We start from the raw sequence: 22,753 nt of genomic DNA on the forward strand, positions 1-22,753 counted from the left end.
CTTGCCCTATTTTTTGGCCATGTTGGTGCTGGCACTCAGGTAGTCGATCAGAATACGACCGGTCTCGGAGAGGTAGGCATCATCTTCCGGCTTGGTGTCTTCGTCCTCGGCGGGCAAGGCATCCTCGTCCACCTTTTTCAGTTCCTTCAGCGGCTCTTCACCCTTGGCCTTGCGGCGGATGTTTTCCAGCGCCAGTTGCTTGGCTTCCACTTCATCGTGGCGTGCGCGGCGCTCCTGCTCGTTCAGGCTGACGGTTTTTTCGTTCATCAGCTGTTGAGTCAAGGCCAGGCGGTCGCGGATGTAGGTGAACTCTGCGTCCTTGTCGCTGCGCGCCTCATGCTGCGCCTTGAGCTGGGCCAGGTAAGGTTTGAACGGGTCGACGGCTGGCTTGATCACCGGGCGAATGGTGTCCCACGGCATGGCCTCGGGCAGTGCACTTTCGCCGATTTCCTTGGTGTCGATGATCGACGGGTAGTCGATGTCCGGCAGCACGCCCTGGTGCTGGGTGCTCTGCCCGGAAACCCGGTAGAACTTCGCCAGGGTCAGTTTCAGCTCGCCATGGTTGAGCGGCTGGATGGTCTGCACTGTGCCTTTGCCGAAGGTCTGGCCGCCGATGATCAGGGCGCGGTGGTAGTCCTGCATGGCGCCGGCGAAAATCTCCGATGCCGAGGCGGACAAACGGTTGACCAGCAACGCCAGCGGGCCTTTGTAGAAGGCACCTGGGTTTTCGTCTTCAAGCACATCCACACGCCCGTCGCTGTTGCGTACCAGCACGGTCGGGCCTTTCTCGATGAACAGGCTGGTCAGTTCGGTGGCCTCTTGCAGCGAGCCGCCACCGTTGTTGCGCAAATCGATCACCACGCCGTCGACCTTTTCCTTCTGCAGCTCGGTCAGCAGCTTTTTCACGTCACGGGTGGTGCTCTTGTACTCCGGGTCCCCGGCACGGTAGGCCTTGAAGTCCAGGTAGAACGCCGGGATCTCGATGATGCCAAGCTTGTAGTCGCGCCCATCCTGCTTCAGCTTGAGCACCGATTTTTTCGCGGCCTGCTCTTCGAGCTTCACGGCTTCACGGGTGATCGACACGATCTTGCTGGTCTGGTCGCTGGGCGCATTGCTGGCGGGGATGATTTCCAGCCGCACCACCGACCCTTTGGGGCCACGGATCAGCTTGACCACTTCGTCCAGGCGCCAGCCGACCACGTCGACCATTTCCTTGTTGCCCTGGGCCACACCGATGATCTTGTCTGCCGGCACAACCTGCTTGGTCTTGGCGGCGGGGCCTGCGGGCACCAGGCGCACGATCTTCACCTGGTCGTTGTCACTTTGCAGCACCGCACCGATGCCTTCGAGCGACAGGCTCATGTTGATATCGAAGTTTTCGGCGTTATCCGGCGACAGGTAATTGGTGTGCGGGTCGTAGGACTGGGCGAAGGTGTTGATGTACGCCTGGAAGATATCCTCGGCACGGGTCTGGTCCAGGCGCGCCAGCTGGTTCTTGTAGCGCTTGATCAGGGTTTCCTGAATCTGCTTGGGGTCCTTGCCGGCGATCTTCTGGCGCAGCACTTCGTCCTTGACGCGCTTGCGCCACAGGTCGTCGAGCGCGGCCTGGTCTTTCAGCCACGGGGCATCCTTGCGGTCGATCAGCAAGGTTTCGTGGGTGGTGAAGTCGATCTTGTCCACGCCCTTGTTCAGCTCGGCCAGGGCGAAGTCCAGGCGCTGCTTCACGCGGTCCAGGTAACGTTTGTAGATGGTGAAGCCCGGTTCCAGGTTGCCGCTTTTCAGGAAGTCGTCGAACTGGGTCCTCCACTTGTCGAACTCGGCAATGTCTGCGGCCGTAAAGTAACTGCGTGCCGGGTCGAGCAGCTTGATGTAACTGTCATAGATGATGACCGAACGGGCGTCATCCAGCGGCGGCTTGCTGTAGTGGTGGCGCTTGAGCAGCTCGACCACGTTGAGGCTGGCGACGATTTCGTCGCGGTCTGGCTGCAGGCTGTCCCATTTGTTGGCGGCCGCCGCATTGCCGCCGAGCGCGAGGCTGCCAAGGCCAATCATGAATGCCAGGGCGGTGCTAGGTAGGTAATGCTTCATGCTGATTCGACGTGGGGGCAATTGATCACGCATAGTAGGCCGTCTTTTCCGTTCGCCGGTTCCATAAAAACCGGGCGCATACTGCAAAAAGCCTGGGCACGGGGTGGCCCAGGCTCGGTCATATGATTCAACTATGGAGGCACTGTGAAGGCATTGCAAGGCGTTGACGGACATGTGGCCTGGGTCGAAGCCGAACGCCCGGCTTGTGACGCGGGGCAAGTACGCATTTGGGTGGCTGCGGCAGGCTTGAACCGCGCCGATCTGCTGCAAATGAAAGGTTTGTACCCGCCACCGCCGGGTGCCAGCCCCTACATGGGCCTGGAGTGCGCTGGCGTGGTCGCCGAAGTGGGCGCTGGCGCCGACTGGCGTGTGGGCGACCGGGTGTGTGCCTTGCTGGCCAGCGGCGCCATGGCCGAAGAAGTGGTGGTGGATGCCCGCCATGTGCTGCCGGTGCCCGAGGGCCTGAGCCTGCACGAGGCGGCGGCGCTGCCGGAGGTGTATGCCACCGCCTGGTTGAACATCTTCCAGCTGGGGGCCGTGAAGGCCGGTGAGAAGGTGCTGGTGCACGCCGGTGCCAGTGGTGTGGGCTCGGCGGCTATCCAGCTGTGCAAGGCATTCGGCAACCCGGTGTGGGTCAGCGTTGGCTCGCAGGATCGCTTGAACCACTGCCAGGCACTGGGCGCGGCAGGCGGCGTGGTGCGTAACCAGAACCTGGATGAGCTGGAAGGCTTCGGCCCGTTCGACGTGATTCTCGACCCGGTGGGCGCCAGCTACGGCGAGCTCAATCTCAAGCTGCTGGCCCGGGATGGGCGCTGGGTGATCATCGGCGTCATGGGCGGGCGCAAGTTCGAGGTGGACCTGGCGCAGGTGCTGGGCAAGCGTGCGCAGATTACCGGGTCTACGTTGCGCAACCGGGATGACGGGTTCAAGGCCGAGCTGCTGCGCGACCTGCAACAGCAAGTGTGGCCACTGTTCAGCGAAGGGCGCTTGTCGCCGCTGCTGGTGGATACCTACGCAGTCGAGTTCGCCCAGGCGGCGTATGCCGAGCTGGAAGGCAACCAGGTGTCGGGTAAGCTGGTGATCGTGATAGACCCGAGCCTGGTTTAAGCAGGCCAGGCCCTTCGCGGGTAAACCCCCGCCCCACGGTGATTAGAGCTGCCCCCCAAATGGGCGGTCATTCGGGGGCGGGGCTGCCCGCGATGAGGCTGGTCAGCTCCAGGCCAGGACCGGCCAGCCGTTGGCCTGGGCATGCTCGCGCAGCGCCGGGTCCGGGTTTACGGCATAAGGGTGGTCCACCTTCATCAGCAAGGGCAGGTCATTGCGCGAATCGGAATAGAAACTCGCCCCTTCCAGGTTTTCCTGCTCCTGGTCCAGCCACGCCATCAGGCGGGTGATCTTGCCCTCGCGGTAGGTCAGCACACCGTGGGTGCTGCCGGTGTACACCCCATTGTGCGCCTCCAGGTCGATCGCGAGGAACTCGTCCACTCCCAGGCGCGCCGCAATCGGCCCCACCAGGTGGTTGCCGCTGGCCGAAATGATCAATATGCGGTCACCGCGCTGGCGGTGCTCGGCAATACAGCGGCAGGCATCACCGAAGATGATCGGTTCGATGACGTCCTCCACCCACGGCTCAACCAAATGCGCGACTTCTTCCAGGGTGCGCCCGGCGATGGGTTCCAGGCTGAATGCCATGTACTCCTCCATCCGCAGGTGGCCCTTGCCGTAGGCCTCCATCAGTTGCTGGTCGCGGCGCAGAAACGCCTCGCCATCCACCCAGCCCAGGCGGGCCATCTGCTCGCTCCACAGCGACGCGCAGTCGCCATGGATGAGGGTTTCGTCCAGATCGAAAATGGCCAATGCCATGTATGAATCTCCTTAAGCCACTTCCCTTAGCGCCGTCGGGTCGATCGACACGCTCACCCGTTGGCCGTCCGCGTGCAGGTCGGCCGGTGAGCGGTTCAGCACATCGACCACCAGTTCCACCTCGCGCACCTGCACACGATAGCGGATTACGTTGCCCAGCAGGCTATGGCTGCGCACTTCGGCATCCAGCTCGCCTTGCAGGCCCAGCGTGATGGACTCGGGGCGGATCGCCAGGCGGCTGGCTACCGGGCGCTGCAGCAGGCGGCTGGCAGTGTCGGCATCAAGCAGGTTGTAGTTGCCGATAAAGCCTGCGGCAAACAGGTCGACCGGTGCGGTGTAGAGGGTTTCGGCGTCGCCGCTCTGGACGATGCGGCCCTGGTTCATCAGGAAGATGCGGTCGGACATGGTCAGCGCCTCTTCCTGGTCGTGGGTGACGAAGATGGTGGTCAGGCCAAGCTCGCGCTGGATGGCGCGAATCTGTTCGCGCAGATGCTTGCGGATGCGCGCATCCAGGGCCGAAAGCGGTTCATCCAGGAGCAACAGGCGCGGGCGGGTGACCAGCGAGCGGGCCAGGGCCACACGCTGGCACTGGCCGCCCGAGAGCTGATGCGGGTAGCGCCCGGCAAAACTGCCCAGCTCTACCAGCTCCAGCGCCTCACGCACCCGCGCCAGGCGCTCATCGGGCTTGACCTTCTGCATGCGCAAGCCAAATGCCACGTTCTGCTCCACGGTCATGTTGGGGAACAGCGCGTAGCTCTGGAACACCATGCCGATGCCACGTTTTTGCGGGCTCAACGGCACGATATCGGTGCCATCGAGCAGAATCTGCCCGCTGTCCACCGGCGTCAGGCCGGCGATGCAGCGCAGCAAGGTCGACTTGCCGCACCCGGAGGGGCCCAGCAGGGTGACGAACTCACCCTGCTCGATGTGGCAGTCGATGTTGCTGAACACCGGGTTGCCGGCATAGCTTTTTTGCAGGTTCTGTACGCTGACGAAGCTCATGTCAGGTCTTGTCCTTGTTCAGGCGGTTGGCGACCCAGGTGAGTACCAGTACGAAGGCGAAGTACGAGATCACCAGTGCGCTGTTGAAATGGCCGCTGCTGTTGCGCATGTTGTTCAGGTACACCTGCAAGGTTTCGTAGCGGGTACCCACCAGCAGGTTGGCAAACACGAACTCACCAAACAGGAACGAGAACGACAGCAGCAGCGCCACCATCAGGCCCTTGCGCAAGTTGGGCAGTACCACCAGCAAGGCTGCCTGCCAGGTACTGGCCCCCAGCAACTGGGCGGCGTCCATCAGGTCGCGCAGGTTGATGGCCTGCAGGTTGTTGGTAATGGCTCGGTACATGAAGGGCAGGGCGATGGTGAAGTAGCAGCCAATCAGGATCCACGGCGTGCCCACCATGGCCATCGGCCCGCTGCCGTACAGGTTCAGCAGCCCCACGGATGACACCACGGGCGGTACCGCGAAGGGCAGCAGGATAAGCACGTTCATCAGCGCATCAAGCCGGGGGAAGTGGTAGTGCACCACGAACAGCAGCGGCAGGATGACCACCACCGAGAGCACCAGCGCGCCCACGCACACCAGCAGCGACTGGCCGAATGCTGCCAGAAACCGCGGTTCGCTCCACAATGCCACGTACCATTTGAAGGTGAGGCCGCTGGGCAGCAACGTGGCTGACCAACTGGTGGCCAGCGAGTAGAGCAGGGTGCCGGCCAGGGGCAGCAGCAGGATGAGGAACAGCAGGTAGACCACCGCGCGGTGGTACCACCCGGCGTTGTTGGCTTCAGCGCGCATGGTAGCTCCGTTTCAACAGCCATTGGTGCACCACCGTGACCACGGTCATCAGCCCCACCAGCACCATCGCCAGGGCGCTGGCCAGGTTGGGGTCCAGGCTGATGTCACCGGCCACCAAACCGGCAATGCGGATGGGCAGTACGTTGAAGTTGCCGGTGGTCAGGGCGTAGACGGTAGCGTAGGCGCCCAGGGCATTGGCCAGCAGGATCACGAAGGTGCCCAGCAGTGCCGGGGTAAGCACCGGCAGGCCGATATGCCGCCAGTACTGCCAGTGGCTGGCACCCAGCAGCGCCGCCGACTCGCGCCAGTCTTCACGCAGCGCGTCGAAGGCCGGGTACAGCAGCAGTACACCGAGGGGGATCTGGAAGTAGGTGTACACCAGAATCAACCCGCCCTTGGAATAGATGCTGAAGTCCTCCAGCAGCCCGGCCTGTTTCAGCAGCAAGGTGAGCGCGCCATTGAAGCCCAGCAGGATGATGAAGGCGAACGCCAGCGGCACGCCGGCGAAGTTGCTGGTCATGTTGGCGAAGGCGCTGACGAAATCCCGCAGCCTGGAGTCCACCTGGCGCAGTGAGTAAGCGCCCAAAGTGGCGATGACGATGCCGAACAGGCTCGACCAGAAGCTGATTTCCAGGCTGCGCTGCAGGGCCTGCAAGTAGAACTTGGAGGCAAACACCTTGCTGAAGTTGTCCAGGCCACAGCCTGCATCCGACTGCAGGCTGCCGATCGCCACCCAGGCCAGCGGGGCAATCTGGAAAATGACGAAGACAATGGCGAAGGGCAGCAGGCAGAGCAGGGCGAGGTAGCGGCCACGGGTGCCATTGTTCACTTGAGCAGCTCCCGGCACACAGGTTTGTCGTGAGCGGCGCCAAGCAGCTCGCAGATGGTCCCGCACAGTTCGGTCTGCAGCGGTTTGGCTGCCGGGTCAAGGCTGAAGGCGTCACCGAACACGAACAGCGGGACCTCGCGCTCTTCGGTCAGCAACCCATTGTGCGAGCGGTCGTTGTTCATGCCATGGTCGGCGGTAACCACCACCTGGTAACCCTCTTCGAGCCAGCCAGGCAAGTAGTCAGCCAGCAGAATGTCGACGCTGCGGGCTGCGTTACGGTACTGGCTGCTGTCCAGGCCGTGATGGTGGCCGACATCGTCGATGCTCATCGGGTGTACCAGCAGAAAGTTGGGGGCGTGGCGGCGGCGCAGGTATTCACCGTCGGCCAGCAGGTGCGAATCGGGGTAGCGGTCGTCCCAGTAGAACAGGCCATGCTGGATCGGCAGCTTGGGTGCGTGGGTATGGCGGTCGCGCTGGGGATCGAAAGGTGAGCGGTTGTACAGTTCGCTCATCCAGTGATACGCCGCCGCCGCAGTGCCCAGGTTGGCTTCGCGGGCGTAGTGGAACACGCTGCGCTGGTTGGACAGCCGGTTGACGTTGTTGTGCACGATGCCGCTGTCGATGGGGGGCACGCCGGTAAGGATGCACTCGTACAGCGGCCGGGACAGCGACGGCAGCTCGCACTCCACCCGATAGAGCGCCGCACGGTCGGCCTCAACGTAGGCGTGCAGGTGCCCCATGGCATGGCGGGCGACCTGGAAGTTCAGGCCGTCGAGCAGGACCAGGATGACGTTGCGTTGCATGGTGACTCCAAAGGTGAACCGCGTTGGCCTCTTCGCGGGTGAACCCGCTCCCACAGGATCGACACCGGCCTCCAGCCCTGCGTTGATCCTGCTAAGCAGCACAGGCATTAGCCTTGTGCTGGCCCTGTGGGAGCGGGTTTACCCGCGAAAGGGCCCGTTCAGGCGCCAGATAGCCCAGCCCCTCACTCCATCTCGATGATGACCTGCTCCTGCCACAGCTGCGGCAGCTTCTTGGAAGTGGCCTCCCAGGCATCAGCATTCTTGATCGGTTGCGCAGCCCCGTACTGCTCGTTAGGCAGCAGCTTGGCCTGCACCTCAGCCGGCAGCTTCAGGTGCTCGGCGCGGATCGGCCGGGCGTAGCCGCTGGCCAGGTTGATCTGCCCGGCGTCGCTGAAGATGTACTCACGGGTCAGCTTGGCCGCATTCGGGTGCTTGGCGTACTTGTTGATGATGGTGGTGTAGCCCGAGGTGATCGAGCCATCCGCAGGGATCAGCACTTCAAAGCGCTTGGGGTCGATCTGGTCACGGTAGCTCAGGCCGTTGAAGTCCCATACCACGCCCACTTCCACTTCACCCTTCTCCAGGGTCTGGATGGTCGGGTTGGCCAGCGACAGGCGCTTCTGCTGGGCCAGCTTGGTGAACAGTTGCAGGCCAGGCGCTACGTTGCTTTCGTCGCCCTTGTAGGCAATAGCGGCCGCCAGCACGCCGTTGGCAGCCTGGGCGGCCGTACCGACGTCCCCGATGGCGACCTTGTACTTGCCTTTTTCCAGGTCATGCCAGGTGGTGGGGCGATCACCGTCCTTCACCAGGTCCTTGTTGATGATGAAGGCGATGGTGCCGGTATAGGCCAGCGCCCAATGGCCGTCCTTGTCACGGGCCCACTCCGGGATCTGGTCCCAGGTGCTGGGCTTGTACGGCTGGCTCACGCCCTTGGCGATGGCGATGGGGCCGAAGGCGGCGCCAACATCGCCGATATCGGCACTGGCGTTGTCCTTCTCGGCTTCAAACTTGGCAATTTCCTGCGCCGAACTCATGTCGGTGTCGCTGTGCTTGAGCCCGTACTTGCTGGCCAGGTCCTGCCAGGTGCCTTTCCAGTTGGCCCAGGCATCGGGCATGCCCACGCTGTTGACGGTGCCTTCCTTGCGGGCGGCTTCTTCCAGTGCCTTGAGGTCTTCTGCGGCCATGGCCGTGGTGCAGAATGCGATGGCCGAACCGAGCAGTGACGCCATGAACAACTTTTTCATCCGTAGCTCCTTGGGTGGGTGCCTGCAACCGAACGTTGTTATGAGTGAAGCCGTTGTCTGCAGCCTTTGGTCTAGGTCAGCAAACCTTGAGCCAAGGTAGGCCGCTTGCGTGACAATTTGATGTAGGGCCCGGGCTGGGTGTTTTGCGGCGAACCCCTGGCACTACAGCGTAGACCAGTTCCTGCCGGCGTCCGGGCGGCCCTGGCCCGATTCTGGCAGCGTCGGCGCACAGCCTGTCACAGGATGTTCATCCGCCCTGCATAGGCTTGCAGCACGTGCCAGATGCCCCGTTGTGGGGCTGGCCTAGTCCAGATAGGTAACCTTTGATGCAGCCGATGCCACCACGGGCGGTAACAGCTATCTGCCACGCCCTGCAAGAGCAGATCGAGCATGGCCTGCTGATGCCCGGCGGCAAGCTGCCGGCAGAGCGCCGCCTGAGTGAGGTGTTTGCCACCACCCGCATCACCCTGCGCGAGGCCCTGGTGCAGTTGGAGGCCCGAGGGCTGATCTACCGTGAAGAACGCCGCGGCTGGTTCGTCGCCCCCCAACGCCTGACCTACGACTTGATCGAGCGCAGCCATTTTCACGCCATGGTGCGTGAACAGGGGCGGGTGGCCAGCACCGAGCTGCTGTCTGCGCGGCTGCAACCGGCTTCGGCCACCATCTGTGCGCGCCTGCAGCTGCCGCCGTTGTCCAGTGTGGTACGCATTTGCCGGCTAAGGCGGATCGATGGCAGGGCGGTACTGTATGCCGAGCACTACCTCAACCCGCAGTATTTCCCTGATGTGCTGCAGCAGGACCTGGGGCGTTCGCTAACCGAGCTCTACGAGCGGGTCTACGGGCTGCGCTACGGGCAGGTGTGCTTCGAGATTCTGCCAACCGCCTTGCCCACCGAGGCGGCCGGTGCGTTGAAAGTTTCCGTGGGTAGCCCGGGCTTGCACATCACCCGGGTCAACAGCGACCAGCACGGTCACTTGATCGACTGCGACCTCGAGTACTGGCGGCACGATGCAATCCGCATCCGTGCCCAAGCCGGCTGACCCATGCGCTTGCCGGCGGCAGTACCCTAGCTGGACGCCGCCGTGTCAGCCATGGCACCGCCACCGGCCGTCACCACCTGCACCGACAACCGTGGCGTTGCCAGGTCCAGCCCCGCCTCATCCAGCTGGCGCTTGAGCGCCAGGTTGAAGGCCCGGGACACTTCCCATTGCTTGATTGGCGCGGTCTTGAAGCGCGCTCGCAAGATCGCCGACCCCGACTCGAAACTCTCCACGCCCTGCAATTCCAGCGGTGACCAGATGTTGCGGCGCATCAGCGGGTCGCTGCGCAGTTTTTGCCCCACTTCGCGGATCAGCGTGATGGCCTGGTCGATGTTCATGCTGTGCGGGATGGCCACGCGGAAGATGGCGTAGCCGAACTCGCGGGAGTAGTTCTTGATGCTCTTGATTTCACTGAACGGGATGGTGTGCACGATGCCATCGATGTCCCGTAGGCGCACGGTACGGATGGTAAGGCCTTCCACCGTGCCCAGGTGGCCGCCTACATCCACGTAGTCGTCGATGGCCAGGGAGTCCTCGATGATGATGAACAGCCCTGTGATCAGGTCCGCGACCAGCGACTGGGCGCCAAAACCGATCGCCAGGCCGATCACACCGGCACCGGCCAGCAGCGGCGTCACGTTCATGCCCATGTTGGCAAGGGCCACGATTACCGCGATGATGAAGATGAACACGAACATCACGTTGCGGATCAGCGGCATCATGGTTTGCGCGCGGGCGTTTGCCAGGCCACGGCGCGAGCGCACCAGTGCATGGTGCAAGGCCGTGTCCGCCAGGATCCACACCAGCCAGGCCACGATCAGCGTGGTCGCCAGGCCCAGCAGGCGCAGGCTGATGTCATGGCCGTCACCTTCGGCGAAGCTGAGCATCGACAGGCCCCACACCCGCAGGCCCAGCTCGATGAACACCAGCCAGATGAACAAGTGCAACAGCAGGTAACCAAAGTTGCGCAGGCGCTCGGCATACACCGCCTGGCGCTTGCTGGCACGCTTGGGGTTGGCGGCATGCCGGCGTACCAGGCCGTTGAGCACCATGCACACCACCACCAGCACCGTACACATCAGCGACTGGCGCAATGCGGTGCTGGTGTCGCCCGCCGACACGAAGGTGGCGAACAGCGAGATGGCCACCAGAATCAGCGCGGGCACGAACCAGAAGCTGCCCAGAATCTCGATGGTGTCGCTGAGGGTGCGCCGGGTAAGGCGGCGCGACAGTGGCTGGTTGCGGATCAGGTGAGCGATAGGCCGGCGGAAACGCAGGATGAACAAGCCGGTGCATACCGCTGCCACCACGTTGGCCAGCGTGGCCACGCCATGGGCCAGGTGCGTGCCCAGTGCTGCCGTGAGCCGTGGGTCGCCCATGGCCTCGCCGAAGGCGGCAAAGCTGCCGATCATCCACAAGGGGCGGAAGGCGCGGTGGCGCAGGATGTGCAGGGCACGGTGACGGTGTGGGCCATCCAGCAGCGAGAACGCGATCACGCAGATCGCCGAGAAGCAGGTACCCACCACCAAGGCATAGGCCAGCACCATGGCCAGCGACTTGCCCAGTGACGGTGGCAGCACGAAGCTCAGGTACACGGTGAATACCAGTGCCACCAGCCACGGGCCAAGCTTGCGCAGGGCAAAGCGCACCAGGTCCCAGGTGCGTGGGTGCTGTGGCAGTTCCTCGCTCAGCCCAAAGCGCAGGCGAACCCGGTGGCCCACCCAGTTGAAGGCGAAGGCGAGCACGCTCCACACCGCAATCACCGCAGCGAAGCCGAACAGAATGGCCGGCCATTGGTGCACCGGCACCACCAGTTCGGCCAGCTCTGCCTTGGCCTGCTCGATCTCCAGGCCCCAGCGCTGGAGCGGGCTAGCATCGCCGCTGAACTGCGCCTCGAAATCATGCAGGACGCCCCCGATCAGGCCGAGCACCCCTTGCTCGACACTGGGCTGGGATTGCCGTGTGGCGTCGCGCAGCTTTTTCAGGTCGGCCAGCAGCTTGGCCCGCTGCTGGTCGTTTTCAAGGCTCTTGATCACCTCGTCCAGCGACTTGCCCAGAGGCTCCGTGGCCTGGGGTTGCGCAGGGGCGCTGCCGCCGAGCAGGCCGGGCAGGCCCGCGGCGTGCGCCGGGGTGAAAGACAGCAGAAGCAACAGCAGCAGGTAACGCAGAAGGGCAGGCACTGGCAAATCTACCTCAGGTCAAACGGTTGACCGAGTGTAGAGGTTTATGTCGGCAGTTTCTCCAGGATCTTCCAGCAGGTCAGGCCAAAGATGCCCAGTGTGCCCAGCCACATCATCAGCACGCCGACGTTACGCTCGCGCATGCCGAAGCCGAGGGTGAGCAACAGCAGAAAAACACAGACAGGCAGGAAGAGGGACAGAAACGGGGACATGGGCGACGATCCTTGTGCAGTGAAACCTTGAAGCAAGCATAGCGCGTTACCGCCCAGGCGGGTTGACCCCGGGCATGCCCAAGCCAGAAGCCCGGGCACGCCCAGTGCAGGTCAAGGCAGTTCGCGGCTGCGGTAGAACGCTGTGAGTACTTTCACCAGGTGCGCCAGGTCGTGGCTGCCGCACAGTTCCCTGATCGAGTGCATGGCAAAGGTCGGCAGGCCGATGTCCACCGTGCGCACGCCCAGGTGGCTGGCTGCAATCGGCCCGATGGTGGAGCCGCAGCCCATGTCGCTGCGCACCACGAAGCTTTGCACCGGCACTTCCTCGGCCATGCACAGGTGGCGGAAGAACCCGGCGGTTTCGCTGTTGGTGGCGTAGCGCTGGTTGTTGTTCACCTTGATCACCGGCCCGGCGTTCAGCTTGGGACCGTGATTGCCGTCGTGCTTGTCGGCGTAGTTGGGGTGTACGCCATGGGCGTTGTCGGCCGACACCATCAGCGAGCGCTGGATGGTGCGCACATAGGCGTCGCCATCGGGCAGCAGGCGCTGCAGGGTCTGCTCCAGCATCGGGCCGTCGGCGCCACAGGCCGAGCTGCTGCCCACTTCTTCGTGGTCGTTGCACACCAGCACGCAGGTTTCATCGCTGTCGGCGGCCAGCAGCGCCTGTAGCCCGGCGTAGCACGACAACAGGTTGTCCAGCCGTGCGCCGGCAATGAAATCACCCTGCAACCCCACTTGGGCAGCGGCCTGGGTGTCGTAGAAGCTCAGCTCGTAGTCCAGCACCACATCCGCGTTCAGTTGGTGTTCGCGGGCCAGTTGCTCGGTGAGCACGGCGCGGAAATCGAGGCGCTCATCGCCGGCCACCTGGGCCAGGATCGGTGGCAGCTCGTTCTGCGGGTTGATGGCCCAGCCTTCGTTGGCCCCACGGTTCAGGTGAATGGCCAGGTTGGGGATCACCGCAATCGGCAGCGCGAAGTCGATCAGCTGGCTTTCGACCTTGCCGTCACGGCGATAGGTAACGCGCCCGGCCAGCGACAGGTCGCGGTCGAACCACGGCGCCAGCAGGGCACCGCCGTACACCTCCACGCCCAGTTGCAAAAAGCCCTGGCGTTGCAGCTCTGGCTGCGGCTTTACCCGCAGGCAGGGGCTGTCGGTGTGGGCGCCGACCATGCGGATACCGTTGAGCAGCGGCGGCTGTTTACCCAGCTGGATGGCGATGATCGACGAGTCGTTGCGGGTGACGTAGTAGCGCCCACCGGGTACCACCGCCCAGCTGTCGCGCTCATCCAGGCGCTGATAGCCGCCCGCCTCGAGGCGCTGGGCCAGGCTGGCAGTGGCATGGAATGGGGTAGGGGAGGCCTTCAGAAAGTCGATAAGGCCTGAGTTCAGTACATCGCGCATGGCTTACTCCGGGTCAAGCGGCTGGCAGCAAGCTGCAAGCTTCAATAAAAACCCGCTCAGGGGCAAGCCCCAGGCGGCCTGCCTGTGTGTTCACCGGCCGTTCAGAAAGGGGCGGGGCACTCGAACTTCAACCGCTGCCCGGATACCGGGTGGGTAAAGCTCAGCATCGAGGCGTGCAGGCATAGCCGCGGGTGGGCTGCCAGGGCTTCGGGGTTGGCGTACAGGCGGTCGCCCAGCAGCGGGTGGCCGATAGACAACATATGCACCCGCAACTGGTGGGAGCGGCCGGTGATGGGCGTCAGTTCCACACGGCAGTGGTCGCCGCAGCGTTCGAGGATGCGCCAGAACGTCAGGGCATGCTTGCCCTGCTCATGGTCAACCACGTGGCGGGGCTTGGTAGGCGGGTCGTAGCGCAGCGGCAGGTCGATGCTGCCGCTGTCCAGTGTCGGCTGGCCCCAGCACAGTGCGGTGTAGGCTTTTTCGGTTTCCCGGTCATGGAACTGACGCGACAGCTCGCGGTGGCTGTCAGCATCGCGGGCCAGCAGGATGATGCCGGAGGTTTCCCAGTCCAGGCGGTGCACGATCAGCGCATCGGGGTAGCCGTTTTCCTGCAGGCGGGTAATCAGGCAGTCCTTGTTGTCATCCGCCCGGCCGGGCACGGACAGCAGCAAGGTGGGTTTGTTGATCACCAGGATGGCGGCGTCTTCGTGCAAGATCTGGATAGTGGACAGCGGCATTGCGTGGTCTCGGTTGAATCGGTGAAAAGCAGTGGGGCCGCTCTGCTGCCCATCGCCGGCAAACCGAGCCCCACAGGCATGTGCATCACCTGTAAGGGCCGGTTTGCCGGCGACGGGCTGCAAAGCAGCCCCAATAACCCACTCCTGCTCGCAGTATCAGCGATCAGGCAGGGTGATGTTCAGCTCCAGAATCGAGCAACTTCCCTGGTTTTCCAATTCGATGTGCACGTCATCGTTGCCGATGTTCACGTACTTGCGAATGACTTCCAGCAGTTCTCTTTGCAACTCCGGCAGGTAGTCCGGTTCGCTGCGTTGGCCGCGCTCGTGCGCCACGATGATCTGTAGACGCTCTTTCGCCACCGACGCGCTGGTCTGTTTTTGTCTGCCACGAAAGAAGTCAAAAAGGTTCATGGTTTATTTGCTCCCGAAAATGCGCTCGAAGAATCCCTTCTTCTGTACATCGATGAAGCGCATCGGCTTCTCTTTGCCCAGCAGGCGGTCTACCGCGTCGCTGTAGGCCTGGCCGGCATCGCTCTGGTCGTCGAGAATGACCGGGATACCTTGGTTGGATGCCTTGAGCACCGCCTGCGATTCCGGGATCACGCCCTTGAGCTTGATCGACAGGATTTCTTCGACGTCGGCCACGCTCAGCATCTCGCCCTTTACCACGCGTTCTGGGTGGTAACGGGTGATCAGCAGGTGTTCCTTGATCGGCTCTTCGCCCTTTTCGGAGCGGCGCGACTTGCTCGACAGAATGCCCAGCATGCGGTCGGAGTCACGTACCGAGGACACCTCAGGGTTGGTGACCACAATGGCTTCATCGGCGAAGTACATGGCCAGGTGGGCACCTTTCTCGATGCCGGCCGGCGAATCGCAGATCACGTACTCGAACTGTTCTTTCAGTTCCATCAGTACCTTTTCAACGCCTTCCTGGGTGAGGGCGTCCTTGTCACGCGTCTGGCTGGCGGCCAGCACGTACAGGTTCTCCAGGCGCTTGTCCTTGATCAGGGCTTGCTGCAGGTTGGCTTCGCCGTTGACGACGTTGACGAAGTCGTACACCACACGGCGTTCACAGCCCATGATCAGGTCGAGGTTACGCAGCCCCACGTCGAAGTCGACGATGACGGTCTTGTGGCCACGCAGTGCGAGGCCGGTACCAATGGCGGCGCTGGTGGTGGTCTTGCCCACACCCCCTTTGCCGGAAGTAACCACGAGAATTTTGGCCAAGGTGTTTCACCCCTAAAATGATCGGGACGCAAGTCCCTGCAAATAACTGAAGTAACGGCAACGGTAAAAAAGTTGCGCTAAAAATGCTGGCAAGTATCCGTTAAAGACGGGTGATGTTCAACACGTCGCCAGACAGGCTGATTTGCACGCCGGTGCCCCACAGCGGGTCGCGACGCAAGTCTTCGCAGACTTTGTACTGGCCGGCGATGGAAACCATCTCGGCGGTCATTTGCTGGCAGAAGATACGCGCCTTGGTATTGCCCTTGATACCGGCCAGGGCCCGGCCGCGCATGGCGCCGTACACATGGATGTTGCCATCGGCCAGAAGTTCCGCACCCGGGCTGACCGAAGTGGTCACCACCAGGTCGCCGCCCTGGGCGTAGATCTGCTGGCCGCCGCGCACCGGCGAGGTGATGATGCGGGTGGGCCGCACCTCAGGCTCCACCACCGGTGGCGGGGTGGGCGCAGGCTCTGGCTTGCGCACTTCCGGCTCAGGCTCCAGTGGCCGTTCGCGGGCACCAGACGGCGGCAGCACCGGCAGGTCGATGGCAATGGCGGCCGCAATGTCCTCGATGCGATTGGCGCGGATGGCCAAGGTACGCAGGCCGTGATGACGGCAGATTCGCATCAAGCCGGGCAGGTCGATTGCGCCTTCGCCAGCCGGCAGCTTGTCCAGCGCCAGCACCAGCGGCGTGTTGCTGAAGAAGTTGGGTGCCTGGGCGACCTTGGCTGCCAGTTGGCGGTCAAGGGCTTCAAGGTCATTGCGCGCCAGTTCCAGTACGGTGATGGCGAGCATGCTGCCCTTGAGCTGGAACACGGAGGCGGTGTCGGGTGTGTGGTTTTGGCTCATGGTCTGCATAGACGGCTTGTTGCGGAAAAAGTGCCCTGACTTATAACGATAAGACCGGTTGCCCGCAACTTGTGCTGATCCGTTGTAGAATGCGCGGCCTTTGTCTTACCGGAAGCTTCAATGGAACGCCCGCGTTTTCGCCCCTATTTCCTTCACCCCAAGTTCTGGGGCCTGTGGCTGGGCCTGGGCCTGTTGTGGCTGGTGGTTCAGTTGCCGTACAAGGTGCTGCTCAAGCTGGGTGCCGCGCTGGGGGCGGTCATGTATCGCTTTGCCGGCGAGCGCCGCCGCATTGCCGCGCGCAACCTGGAGCTGTGCTTCCCCGAGCTGTCGGCTGACGAACGGCAGCGCCTGCTCAAGGCCAACTTCGCCTCCACCGGCATTGCCTTCTTCGAAATGGCCATGAGCTGGTGGTGGCCCAAGGCCCGGCTGGCGCGCCTGGCCCACGTCGAGGGCCTTGAGCACTTGCAGGCGGCGCAACAGGCCGGGCAGGGCGCCATCCTGATGGCGGTGCATTTCACCACCCTGGAAATCGGCGCGGCGTTGCTGGGCCAGCAGCACACCATCGATGGCATGTACCGCGAGCACGGCAATGCGCTGTTCGACTTCATCCAGCGCAGCGGCCGTGAGCGCCACAACCTCGATTCGCTGGCCGTTGAGCGCGAAGACGTGCGCGGCATGCTCAAACTGCTGCGGGCAGGCCGCGCCATCTGGTACGCACCTGACCAGGACTATGGCGCCAAGCAAAGTGTTTTCGTGCCGCTGTTCGGCATCCCGGCCGCCACGGTGACCGCCACCACCAAGTTCGCCCGCCTGGGCCGGGCGCAGGTGATTCCGTTCACGCAAAAACGCCTGGAGGACGGCAGTGGTTACCGCCTGGTGATCCACCCGCCGCTGGCGGGCTTCCCGGGTGAAAGCGAAGAGGCCGACTGCCTGCGCATCAACCAGTGGGTGGAGGGTGTGTTGCGCGAGTGCCCGGAGCAGTACCTGTGGGCACACCGCCGGTTCAAGTCACGCCCGGAAGGGGCGCCCCGGCTGTACGACAAGAAAAGCCGTTGACCGGTGTTGCGCCACTGCCCAGCGGGTGGCAGTGGCGCAGCGGTTTCAGTCGGCGATCTGCAGCTTGCGCGACTGGGTATACACGTAGCGCACTTTCTCGTATTCGAACGGCGAGTTCAGCTGGCCATAGCGGAAGTTGGTGGTGTAGCGCTTGTCCACCACACGCAGGGCGAAGATTTCCGGGTGCTTCTTGCTGGTATCGGCCACGTCCAGGTAGTTGACGGCCTGTTCGCCGGCATAGTCCACCACCAGCCCGGTGGTATCCCGCAGGTTGGACGGGCCCAGCAATGGCAGCACCAGGTACGGGCCTTCCGGCACGCCGTAGAAGCCCAGCGTCTGGCCAAAGTCTTCACTCTGGCGCGGCAGCCCCATGCGGGTGGCCGGGTCCCACAGCCCGCCCACGCCAATGATGGTGTTGAACATCAGGCGGGCAGTGATTTCTGCCGAGCGCTTGGCCTTCAACTGCAGCACGCTGTTGAACAGGTTGGGCACATCGCCCAAGTTGTTGAAGAAGTTGGTCACGCCACTGCGCACGAAGCGCGGGGTGATGTACTGGTAACCGTTGACCAGCGGCAGCAGCACCCATTGGTCCAGCCGGTAGTTGAAGTGGTACACGCGCCGGTTCACCGACTCCAGCGGGTCGTACACGTTCAATGCCTCCAGGGTGGAGCGCTCGAACTCGCGCTGGTCCAGCCCCGGGTTGAATTTCAGCTCGCGCAGCGGGTCGAGAAAGCCGTCTGCCTCTGGGGCGAGGGGCGCGGTGCCGATCACCTGCGGGTCGCCCTCGACCACGCTGGCCCGTGGGGCGGTTTCTGCGGCCAGGGTATGGCCTGCGGCCAGCAGCGCCGCGGCAAAGAGGAGTTTGTTAACCACGGAAGAACTCCAGCATGGCGTCACTGTTGACGCGATAGTTGAGGTTGCCGCAATGGCCGCCATGGGGGTAGAGGGTCAGGCGGTCGCCGAACACCTTGCGCAGGAAGCCGATGTCGCCTGGGCCCAGAATGACGTCATCGGCGTTGTGCATCACGGCGATCTTCTTGCTGTTTTGCAGGTAGTCCTTGAGCGCGTACAGGCTCACCTGGTTGGTCAGTTCCAGAATGGTGCCGCCACCGGTGCGCGCCCGCCACATGGGGATGACCTGCTCGGTCATGTAGCAGTCGAAGTCACACTGCAGGGCCCGCTTGAAATAGGGCGTGAGGCTGGTGCCTTCGGTGATCGGCTGCTTGGGCGGGATGATCAGGCCGCGGCGGTTGATCAGGTCGGAGGTAAAGGCGATGTCGGCCGCCGAGAAGCGGAACGAAGTACCGATCAACATGGCCATCTGTTCGTTGGACAGGTGCTGACGGGACTGCTGGAAGTCGTACAGCAAGGCCTCGTTGAGGTCGATATAGCCTTTTTCCTGGAAGTAACGGGTAAGTTTTTCCAGCATCAGCTCGTAGAAGGTGGTGCTGCGGTCAATGCCTTTCACCTGGGTCTGCACCAGTTTGTCCAGGTTGTTGATGGACGTGTACAGGTTGACCGGCGGGTTCAGCAGCAGCACGCGCTTGAAGTTGAAGCTGCGGCGGGTTTCGTCCAGGTGGCTGACGAACGCGGCATCCAGCGCACCGAGGCTGTACCCGGTGAGGTAGAAGTCGGTGACCGGCAGCCGTGCATGCTGGGCCCGAACCGCCTGCATCACGCGGTACATGTCCTGGGCATCATCCTGGCTGATGCCGGGGGTGGCGAAGCGCGAGGCAGCGCTGATGAAGTCGAAGCTGGTGGGCGACGACAACTGCACCACGTGGAAACCGGCCTGGTAGAACAGCTTCTTGAGGTATTCGTTGATGCTGCTGCTGTAGGATGCCCCGGTGCCGGCGATGATGAAAATCAACGGCGCGGCGTGGTCCTGGCGAGCCAGGCGGTATTTGAGCTTTTTCACCGCCCAGAAGTTGTCGGGCAGGGTGAATTCGCGCTCTGGGCGCAGGGTGAGGCTGTAGTCCGACTGGTCGATTTCATCGTCGCTGGGCAGCATCGGGCGCTGGTCTGGCGGCGTGGTGGCGATGGTCGCCTCGAACGGGTTGGTCAAGGGGTAGCCATAGCTCGCGGCGTCGATATCCCGCGCAGAAGCGGCCACAGCCATGAGCAAGCTGCCGAGAACGGCAGCGAGGCGCATAAATCGAAGCATGTAATCCCCCAAAAGAACGCAAGGTGGCGCGTGTGCAGGCTAGGACCACGGCGCCCCAGGCAAAGTTGCCGGGCGTGATGGCCTTTGGTGTACCTGTTATCTGCAACATAGCTGCAGGCCTGGCATTTTGCCTTGAAATGGGCCCTGCGCCATCATGCGCGTTTTCTATGACCACTGCTGGAGAGATGGATGACGCGTACATGGCCGGCTGTATTGACGGTGTTGTTTGTCGGGCTGTGGCTTGCGGCCAGCTATGGCGTGCGCTACGGGCTGATGGAGGACGGGCAGTGGGTGGGCCTGTGCACGCAGCCTGCGGCGTACTGGCAATGTGAGGTGCGCGCGTTGCTGGGGTTGGGCATTCACTATCAGGTACTGGCCTGGGGTGGGTTGGCGTTGGCGCTGCTGGGGCTGATGGTGCGCGGGCGTGCTGGCGCCTGGCTGGCCGGCTTGGCCCTGGTGTTCGCGGTGCCGGCGTTGGTGCTGTATACCGCCAGCATTGCGGTGTTCGCGTTGGTGATGGCGGGGTTGCGGTTGGTACGTTAGCGAGCCTGGGCTATTACCGGGCGATACGCAGGCTGCGCCACAGGGCCGCCGTCATCAGCACGCTCACGGCCGCCCAAACCCAGGCTTGCTGGTTGTGAGTGCCCTCGATAAGCAGTTGTGGCACTACCCCGGCACCGACGATGCACGCCAGCAGCGTCACTTCGCGGCGCCGCACCGGCACCGGCCGCAGCACATAAACCAGCGCCGGCAGCGCCAGTGCGGCGCTGGGGAAGCTGCGGTAGCGCGGGTCGAACACCATCGCCAGCATGCTCACCGCTGCCGCAACGCCGGCCGCCAGCAGCACCCTGCCTGCCTGCGCCTGAAACCCGGCGAACAGCCGCTGGCGCCAGCCGGCCCGTTGCGCCAGTGCCAGGGCCCCGTGGGCCAGCACCACAAGGTTCAGCCCCCCCAGCAGCGCGGCCCACACCCATTCCGAAGCGAACCGCGCATGGGTGCGCATCAGCTCACCCCACAGCCCCAGGCAACCCGCGCCAAATGCGGCCAGCAACGGCAGCGCGAAGGCGGCCTGCGTGCCGCTGGGCCGCCCGGCCAGCAGCAACATCAGCCCCATCAGTACGGCGCTGGCCACCCACCATTGGGGCCAATCGGGCAGGTTGCTGACTGGCCCCTCCAGCACGCCCTTGTCCAGGCGGTTGGCGTCATACAGCCCCCAGTAGCCACCAACAGCGCCTTCGTTGGCGCGCTTCCAGGGCTGATCGAACGCTTCGATCAGGTTGTAGCGCCAGCCGTTTTGCTCGGCCATGGCAACGAACCCGCGAATGAAACGGGCCTCGTTGACCCGGCTGGGTACTGCTGTTTCGCGCTGGCGCCCCTCGCTGGGCCAGCCGGTTTCACCAATCAGGATGCCCTTGGGCGCGAAGCGCAGGCCAAATTGCCGGCGTACGTCGGCCACATGGGCCAAGGCATCATCAATGCCACGGGGGTTATCTTCCCAATAGGGCAGCAGGTGAATGGTAAGAAAGTCCACCACCGGTGCCACTTCAGGGTGCTGTAACCAGAAATCCCAGACATCGGCATAGGTAACAGGCACCTGCACCCGGCTTTTTACCCGGGTGATCAACACTGCCAGCCGTGTGCCGGTGATCTCCTTGCGCAGCAGGGTCTCGTTGCCCACGATCACCGCGCTCACCACATCCGGGTTGGCATTGGCGGCGGCGATCAGCAGTGCGATCTCCTTGTCCGTGTCGGCGGGGTGGGCGTTGACCCAGGCACCCAGCATCACCTTCAGCCCATGCTTGCGCGCCAGCGCCGGGATGGCTTCAAGACCGCTCATGGAATAGGTGCGGATGCACTGAAAACGCTCAGCCAGCAGCGCCAGGTCCGCATCCATGCGTGCCGGGCGCAGGCGAAACGGCTGGTCGTAAGGCGACTGGTCTTTGTCGAACGGGGTATAGGAGGCGCACTGCAACTTGTGCGCAGGGCCGGCAGCGTCAGGTAACTGCACAGGCTTGCCCAGCCCGTACCAGAGCCCGCCCAGCCCGACCAGGCCCAGCAGGCAGGCGAGCAGGTAAAGTGGCATCAGCAAGCGGGCGGTACTGGGCATCGGGCAGTCCATGTCGGGTGCAAAAGGGAGGATAGTAGCCCGGCGCCAACACTTTGGCATGCAAGTATCGCGCAGGCAGCAGCACACCCATGCCGCTAATGGCACAGTGCTGTCGCGGATGGGCGCCTGGGGGTCGCAGGTGGATCAGGTCCGGCTGCCATGCAGGCAGATGATGGAATCTCCAAGACCTGACGAGGGAATGCTTTGATGGCTACTCTAACAAAAATGCGACGTGTCCTGGGTGTAGGCGCCGCCTTGGCACTGGCCATGAGCGGTACACAGGCCATGGCCAAAGAAGTAAGCATTGGCTACGTGGATGGTTGGGCTGACAGCGTGGCCACCACCAACGTGGCAGCCGAAGTAATCAAGCAAAAGCTCGGCTATGACGTGAAGCTGCAGGCCGTGGCCACGGGCATCATGTGGCAGGGCGTGGCCACCGGCAAGCTCGACGCCATGTTGTCTGCCTGGCTGCCCGTCACCCATGGTGAGTACTGGGCCAAAAACAAGGACAACGTGGTCGACTACGGCGCCAACTTCAAGGATGCCAAGATTGGCCTGATCGTGCCTGAGTACGTCAAGGCAGTCAGCATCGGTGACCTCAAGACCGATGACACCTTCAAGCAGAAAATCGTCGGCATCGATGCCGGCTCGGGTGTGATGATCAAGACTGAGCAGGCCATCAAGGATTACGACCTGACCGGTTACAAACTGCAGGCAAGTTCCGGTGCGGCGATGACGGCCGAACTGGGCCGCGCGTATGCCAAGCAGCAGTCCATCGCAGTGACCGGCTGGGTGCCGCACTGGATGTTCGCCAAATGGAAACTGAAGTTCCTCGAAGACCCGAAAGGCGTCTATGGTGCTGCTGAAACCGTGAACAGCATCGGCAGCAAGGAACTGGCCACCAAGGCCCCTGAAGTGGCCGACTTCCTGAAGAAGTTCAGCTGGCAGTCCAAGGATGAGATCGGCGAAGTCATGCTGGCTATCCAGGAAGGTGCCAAGCCTGAAGCCGCTGCCAAGGACTGGGTTGCCAAGCACCCTGACCGTGTGAAGGAGTGGACGGGTAAGTGATTTAGGCGCTGGCCGAAATTTCTTTAGCGCCTGTTAGATCGAGCGCCGCCCGCGCGGCGCATCGCGAGCTGCGCTCGCTCCTACGC

At 63.1% G+C, this 22,753-nt stretch carries 22 protein-coding genes; 5 read left to right on the forward strand and 17 right to left on the reverse strand.

Going from position 1 to position 22,753, the window contains the following annotated elements:
* Positions 1 to 6: 6 nt before the first annotated feature.
* Positions 7 to 2,088, reverse strand: coding sequence for a carboxy terminal-processing peptidase (locus tag IAE33_RS12390; RefSeq protein ID WP_201163712.1), 2,082 nt, complete (start codon positions 2,086 to 2,088; stop codon positions 7 to 9).
* 144 nt (positions 2,089 to 2,232) lie between these two features.
* Between IAE33_RS12390 and IAE33_RS12395 the strand changes: the two genes are divergently transcribed.
* Entirely contained in the window at positions 2,233 to 3,195 is a 963-nt protein-coding gene (locus IAE33_RS12395) for an NAD(P)H-quinone oxidoreductase (protein ID WP_201163713.1), read from the forward strand.
* Positions 3,196 to 3,297: 102 nt separating this feature from the next.
* Here the strand turns inward: IAE33_RS12395 and IAE33_RS12400 are convergent, their stop codons facing one another.
* From IAE33_RS12400 to IAE33_RS12425, 6 genes are all read right to left on the reverse strand, one after another.
* Positions 3,298 to 3,951, reverse strand: a complete 654-nt coding sequence (locus IAE33_RS12400; RefSeq protein ID WP_201163714.1) for an HAD family hydrolase — start codon at positions 3,949 to 3,951, stop codon at positions 3,298 to 3,300.
* 12 nt (positions 3,952 to 3,963) lie between these two features.
* Positions 3,964 to 4,953, reverse strand: a complete 990-nt coding sequence (locus IAE33_RS12405; RefSeq protein ID WP_201163715.1) for an ABC transporter ATP-binding protein — start codon at positions 4,951 to 4,953, stop codon at positions 3,964 to 3,966.
* 1 nt (position 4,954) lies between these two features.
* Positions 4,955 to 5,749: an ABC transporter permease gene (locus IAE33_RS12410; RefSeq protein WP_177331189.1), complete on the reverse strand. Its 795-nt coding sequence runs from the start codon at positions 5,747 to 5,749 to the stop codon at positions 4,955 to 4,957.
* Positions 5,739 to 6,578 (reverse strand): ABC transporter permease, encoded by an 840-nt coding sequence (locus IAE33_RS12415; RefSeq protein ID WP_201163716.1) that lies wholly within the window; start codon positions 6,576 to 6,578, stop codon positions 5,739 to 5,741. The genes IAE33_RS12410 and IAE33_RS12415 overlap by 11 nt, the downstream gene beginning before the upstream one ends.
* The gene (locus IAE33_RS12420; protein ID WP_201163717.1) at positions 6,575 to 7,381 is read right to left on the reverse strand and encodes an alkaline phosphatase family protein; all 807 of its coding nucleotides are present in this window, start codon (positions 7,379 to 7,381) and stop codon (positions 6,575 to 6,577) included. The genes IAE33_RS12415 and IAE33_RS12420 overlap by 4 nt, the downstream gene beginning before the upstream one ends.
* A gap of 182 nt (positions 7,382 to 7,563) precedes the next feature.
* Positions 7,564 to 8,625 (reverse strand): ABC transporter substrate-binding protein, encoded by a 1,062-nt coding sequence (locus IAE33_RS12425; RefSeq protein WP_201163718.1) that lies wholly within the window; start codon positions 8,623 to 8,625, stop codon positions 7,564 to 7,566.
* Positions 8,626 to 8,951: 326 nt separating this feature from the next.
* Between IAE33_RS12425 and IAE33_RS12430 the strand changes: the two genes are divergently transcribed.
* Entirely contained in the window at positions 8,952 to 9,665 is a 714-nt protein-coding gene (locus IAE33_RS12430) for a UTRA domain-containing protein (protein ID WP_201163719.1), read from the forward strand.
* Positions 9,666 to 9,691: 26 nt separating this feature from the next.
* Here IAE33_RS12430 and IAE33_RS12435 read toward each other — a convergent pair whose 3' ends face one another.
* From IAE33_RS12435 to minC, 7 genes are all read right to left on the reverse strand, one after another.
* Positions 9,692 to 11,845: a mechanosensitive ion channel domain-containing protein gene (locus IAE33_RS12435; RefSeq protein ID WP_201163720.1), complete on the reverse strand. Its 2,154-nt coding sequence runs from the start codon at positions 11,843 to 11,845 to the stop codon at positions 9,692 to 9,694.
* Between the two features lie 44 nt (positions 11,846 to 11,889).
* Complete coding sequence (locus IAE33_RS12440; RefSeq protein ID WP_169338822.1) at positions 11,890 to 12,057, reverse strand: hypothetical protein; 168 nt, start codon at positions 12,055 to 12,057, stop codon at positions 11,890 to 11,892.
* A 111-nt stretch (positions 12,058 to 12,168) separates the two neighbouring features.
* The gene (locus IAE33_RS12445; RefSeq protein ID WP_201163721.1) at positions 12,169 to 13,458 is read right to left on the reverse strand and encodes a M18 family aminopeptidase; all 1,290 of its coding nucleotides are present in this window, start codon (positions 13,456 to 13,458) and stop codon (positions 12,169 to 12,171) included.
* Positions 13,459 to 13,559: 101 nt separating this feature from the next.
* A complete protein-coding gene (locus IAE33_RS12450; protein WP_060482541.1) occupies positions 13,560 to 14,195 on the reverse strand; it encodes an RluA family pseudouridine synthase in 636 nt (211 codons plus the stop codon).
* A gap of 156 nt (positions 14,196 to 14,351) precedes the next feature.
* A complete protein-coding gene (minE, locus tag IAE33_RS12455; RefSeq protein ID WP_028634666.1) occupies positions 14,352 to 14,606 on the reverse strand; it encodes a cell division topological specificity factor MinE in 255 nt (84 codons plus the stop codon).
* A gap of 3 nt (positions 14,607 to 14,609) precedes the next feature.
* Positions 14,610 to 15,422: a septum site-determining protein MinD gene (gene minD / locus IAE33_RS12460; RefSeq protein ID WP_201163722.1), complete on the reverse strand. Its 813-nt coding sequence runs from the start codon at positions 15,420 to 15,422 to the stop codon at positions 14,610 to 14,612.
* Positions 15,423 to 15,522: 100 nt separating this feature from the next.
* Complete coding sequence (gene minC / locus IAE33_RS12465; protein WP_028634668.1) at positions 15,523 to 16,281, reverse strand: septum site-determining protein MinC; 759 nt, start codon at positions 16,279 to 16,281, stop codon at positions 15,523 to 15,525.
* 111 nt (positions 16,282 to 16,392) lie between these two features.
* Here minC and IAE33_RS12470 point away from each other — a divergent pair, with 111 nt between their 5' ends.
* A complete protein-coding gene (locus IAE33_RS12470; RefSeq protein WP_028634669.1) occupies positions 16,393 to 17,328 on the forward strand; it encodes a lipid A biosynthesis lauroyl acyltransferase in 936 nt (311 codons plus the stop codon).
* Positions 17,329 to 17,373: 45 nt separating this feature from the next.
* On the opposite strand, the gene IAE33_RS12475 is transcribed toward IAE33_RS12470, so the two are convergent.
* Complete coding sequence (locus IAE33_RS12475) at positions 17,374 to 18,201, reverse strand: MlaA family lipoprotein (RefSeq protein ID WP_028634670.1); 828 nt, start codon at positions 18,199 to 18,201, stop codon at positions 17,374 to 17,376.
* Positions 18,194 to 19,492, reverse strand: a complete 1,299-nt coding sequence (locus tag IAE33_RS12480) for a serine/threonine protein kinase (RefSeq protein ID WP_028634671.1) — start codon at positions 19,490 to 19,492, stop codon at positions 18,194 to 18,196. The genes IAE33_RS12475 and IAE33_RS12480 overlap by 8 nt, the downstream gene beginning before the upstream one ends.
* Before the next feature lie 189 nt (positions 19,493 to 19,681).
* On the opposite strand from IAE33_RS12480, the gene IAE33_RS12485 reads away from it, so the two are divergent.
* Positions 19,682 to 20,035, forward strand: a complete 354-nt coding sequence (locus IAE33_RS12485) for a hypothetical protein (protein ID WP_201163723.1) — start codon at positions 19,682 to 19,684, stop codon at positions 20,033 to 20,035.
* A 13-nt stretch (positions 20,036 to 20,048) separates the two neighbouring features.
* Here the strand turns inward: IAE33_RS12485 and IAE33_RS12490 are convergent, their stop codons facing one another.
* Positions 20,049 to 21,611 (reverse strand): glycoside hydrolase family 17 protein, encoded by a 1,563-nt coding sequence (locus IAE33_RS12490; protein WP_201163724.1) that lies wholly within the window; start codon positions 21,609 to 21,611, stop codon positions 20,049 to 20,051.
* A 195-nt stretch (positions 21,612 to 21,806) separates the two neighbouring features.
* Between IAE33_RS12490 and IAE33_RS12495 the strand changes: the two genes are divergently transcribed.
* On the forward strand, positions 21,807 to 22,667 hold the full coding sequence (locus IAE33_RS12495) for a glycine betaine ABC transporter substrate-binding protein (RefSeq protein WP_028634675.1): 861 nt from the start codon (positions 21,807 to 21,809) through the stop codon (positions 22,665 to 22,667).
* Positions 22,668 to 22,753 lie beyond the last annotated feature (86 nt).

It is taken from the genome of Pseudomonas sp. S60 (assembly GCF_016647865.1).
Lineage (GTDB): Bacteria > Pseudomonadota > Gammaproteobacteria > Pseudomonadales > Pseudomonadaceae > Aquipseudomonas > Aquipseudomonas parafulva.

Bases quoted from the DNA above. Each gene is read 5' to 3' on its own strand.
- IAE33_RS12390 (WP_201163712.1), bottom strand. From the start codon at position 2,088: ATGAAGCATTACCTACCTAGCACCGCCCTGGCATTCATGATTGGCCTT.
- IAE33_RS12485 (WP_201163723.1), top strand. From the start codon at position 19,682: ATGACGCGTACATGGCCGGCTGTATTGACGGTGTTGTTTGTCGGGCTG.
- IAE33_RS12480 (WP_028634671.1), bottom strand. From the start codon at position 19,492: ATGCTTCGATTTATGCGCCTCGCTGCCGTTCTCGGCAGCTTGCTCATG.
- minE (WP_028634666.1), bottom strand. From the start codon at position 14,606: ATGAACCTTTTTGACTTCTTTCGTGGCAGACAAAAACAGACCAGCGCG.
- IAE33_RS12445 (WP_201163721.1), bottom strand. From the start codon at position 13,458: ATGCGCGATGTACTGAACTCAGGCCTTATCGACTTTCTGAAGGCCTCC.
- IAE33_RS12420 (WP_201163717.1), bottom strand. From the start codon at position 7,381: ATGCAACGCAACGTCATCCTGGTCCTGCTCGACGGCCTGAACTTCCAG.
- IAE33_RS12470 (WP_028634669.1), top strand. From the start codon at position 16,393: ATGGAACGCCCGCGTTTTCGCCCCTATTTCCTTCACCCCAAGTTCTGG.
- IAE33_RS12450 (WP_060482541.1), bottom strand. From the start codon at position 14,195: ATGCCGCTGTCCACTATCCAGATCTTGCACGAAGACGCCGCCATCCTG.
- IAE33_RS12405 (WP_201163715.1), bottom strand. From the start codon at position 4,953: ATGAGCTTCGTCAGCGTACAGAACCTGCAAAAAAGCTATGCCGGCAAC.
- IAE33_RS12490 (WP_201163724.1), bottom strand. From the start codon at position 21,611: ATGGACTGCCCGATGCCCAGTACCGCCCGCTTGCTGATGCCACTTTAC.
- IAE33_RS12440 (WP_169338822.1), bottom strand. From the start codon at position 12,057: ATGTCCCCGTTTCTGTCCCTCTTCCTGCCTGTCTGTGTTTTTCTGCTG.
- IAE33_RS12430 (WP_201163719.1), top strand. From the start codon at position 8,952: ATGCAGCCGATGCCACCACGGGCGGTAACAGCTATCTGCCACGCCCTG.
- minC (WP_028634668.1), bottom strand. From the start codon at position 16,281: ATGCAGACCATGAGCCAAAACCACACACCCGACACCGCCTCCGTGTTC.
- IAE33_RS12400 (WP_201163714.1), bottom strand. From the start codon at position 3,951: ATGGCATTGGCCATTTTCGATCTGGACGAAACCCTCATCCATGGCGAC.
- IAE33_RS12425 (WP_201163718.1), bottom strand. From the start codon at position 8,625: ATGAAAAAGTTGTTCATGGCGTCACTGCTCGGTTCGGCCATCGCATTC.
- IAE33_RS12495 (WP_028634675.1), top strand. From the start codon at position 21,807: ATGGCTACTCTAACAAAAATGCGACGTGTCCTGGGTGTAGGCGCCGCC.
- IAE33_RS12410 (WP_177331189.1), bottom strand. From the start codon at position 5,749: ATGCGCGCTGAAGCCAACAACGCCGGGTGGTACCACCGCGCGGTGGTC.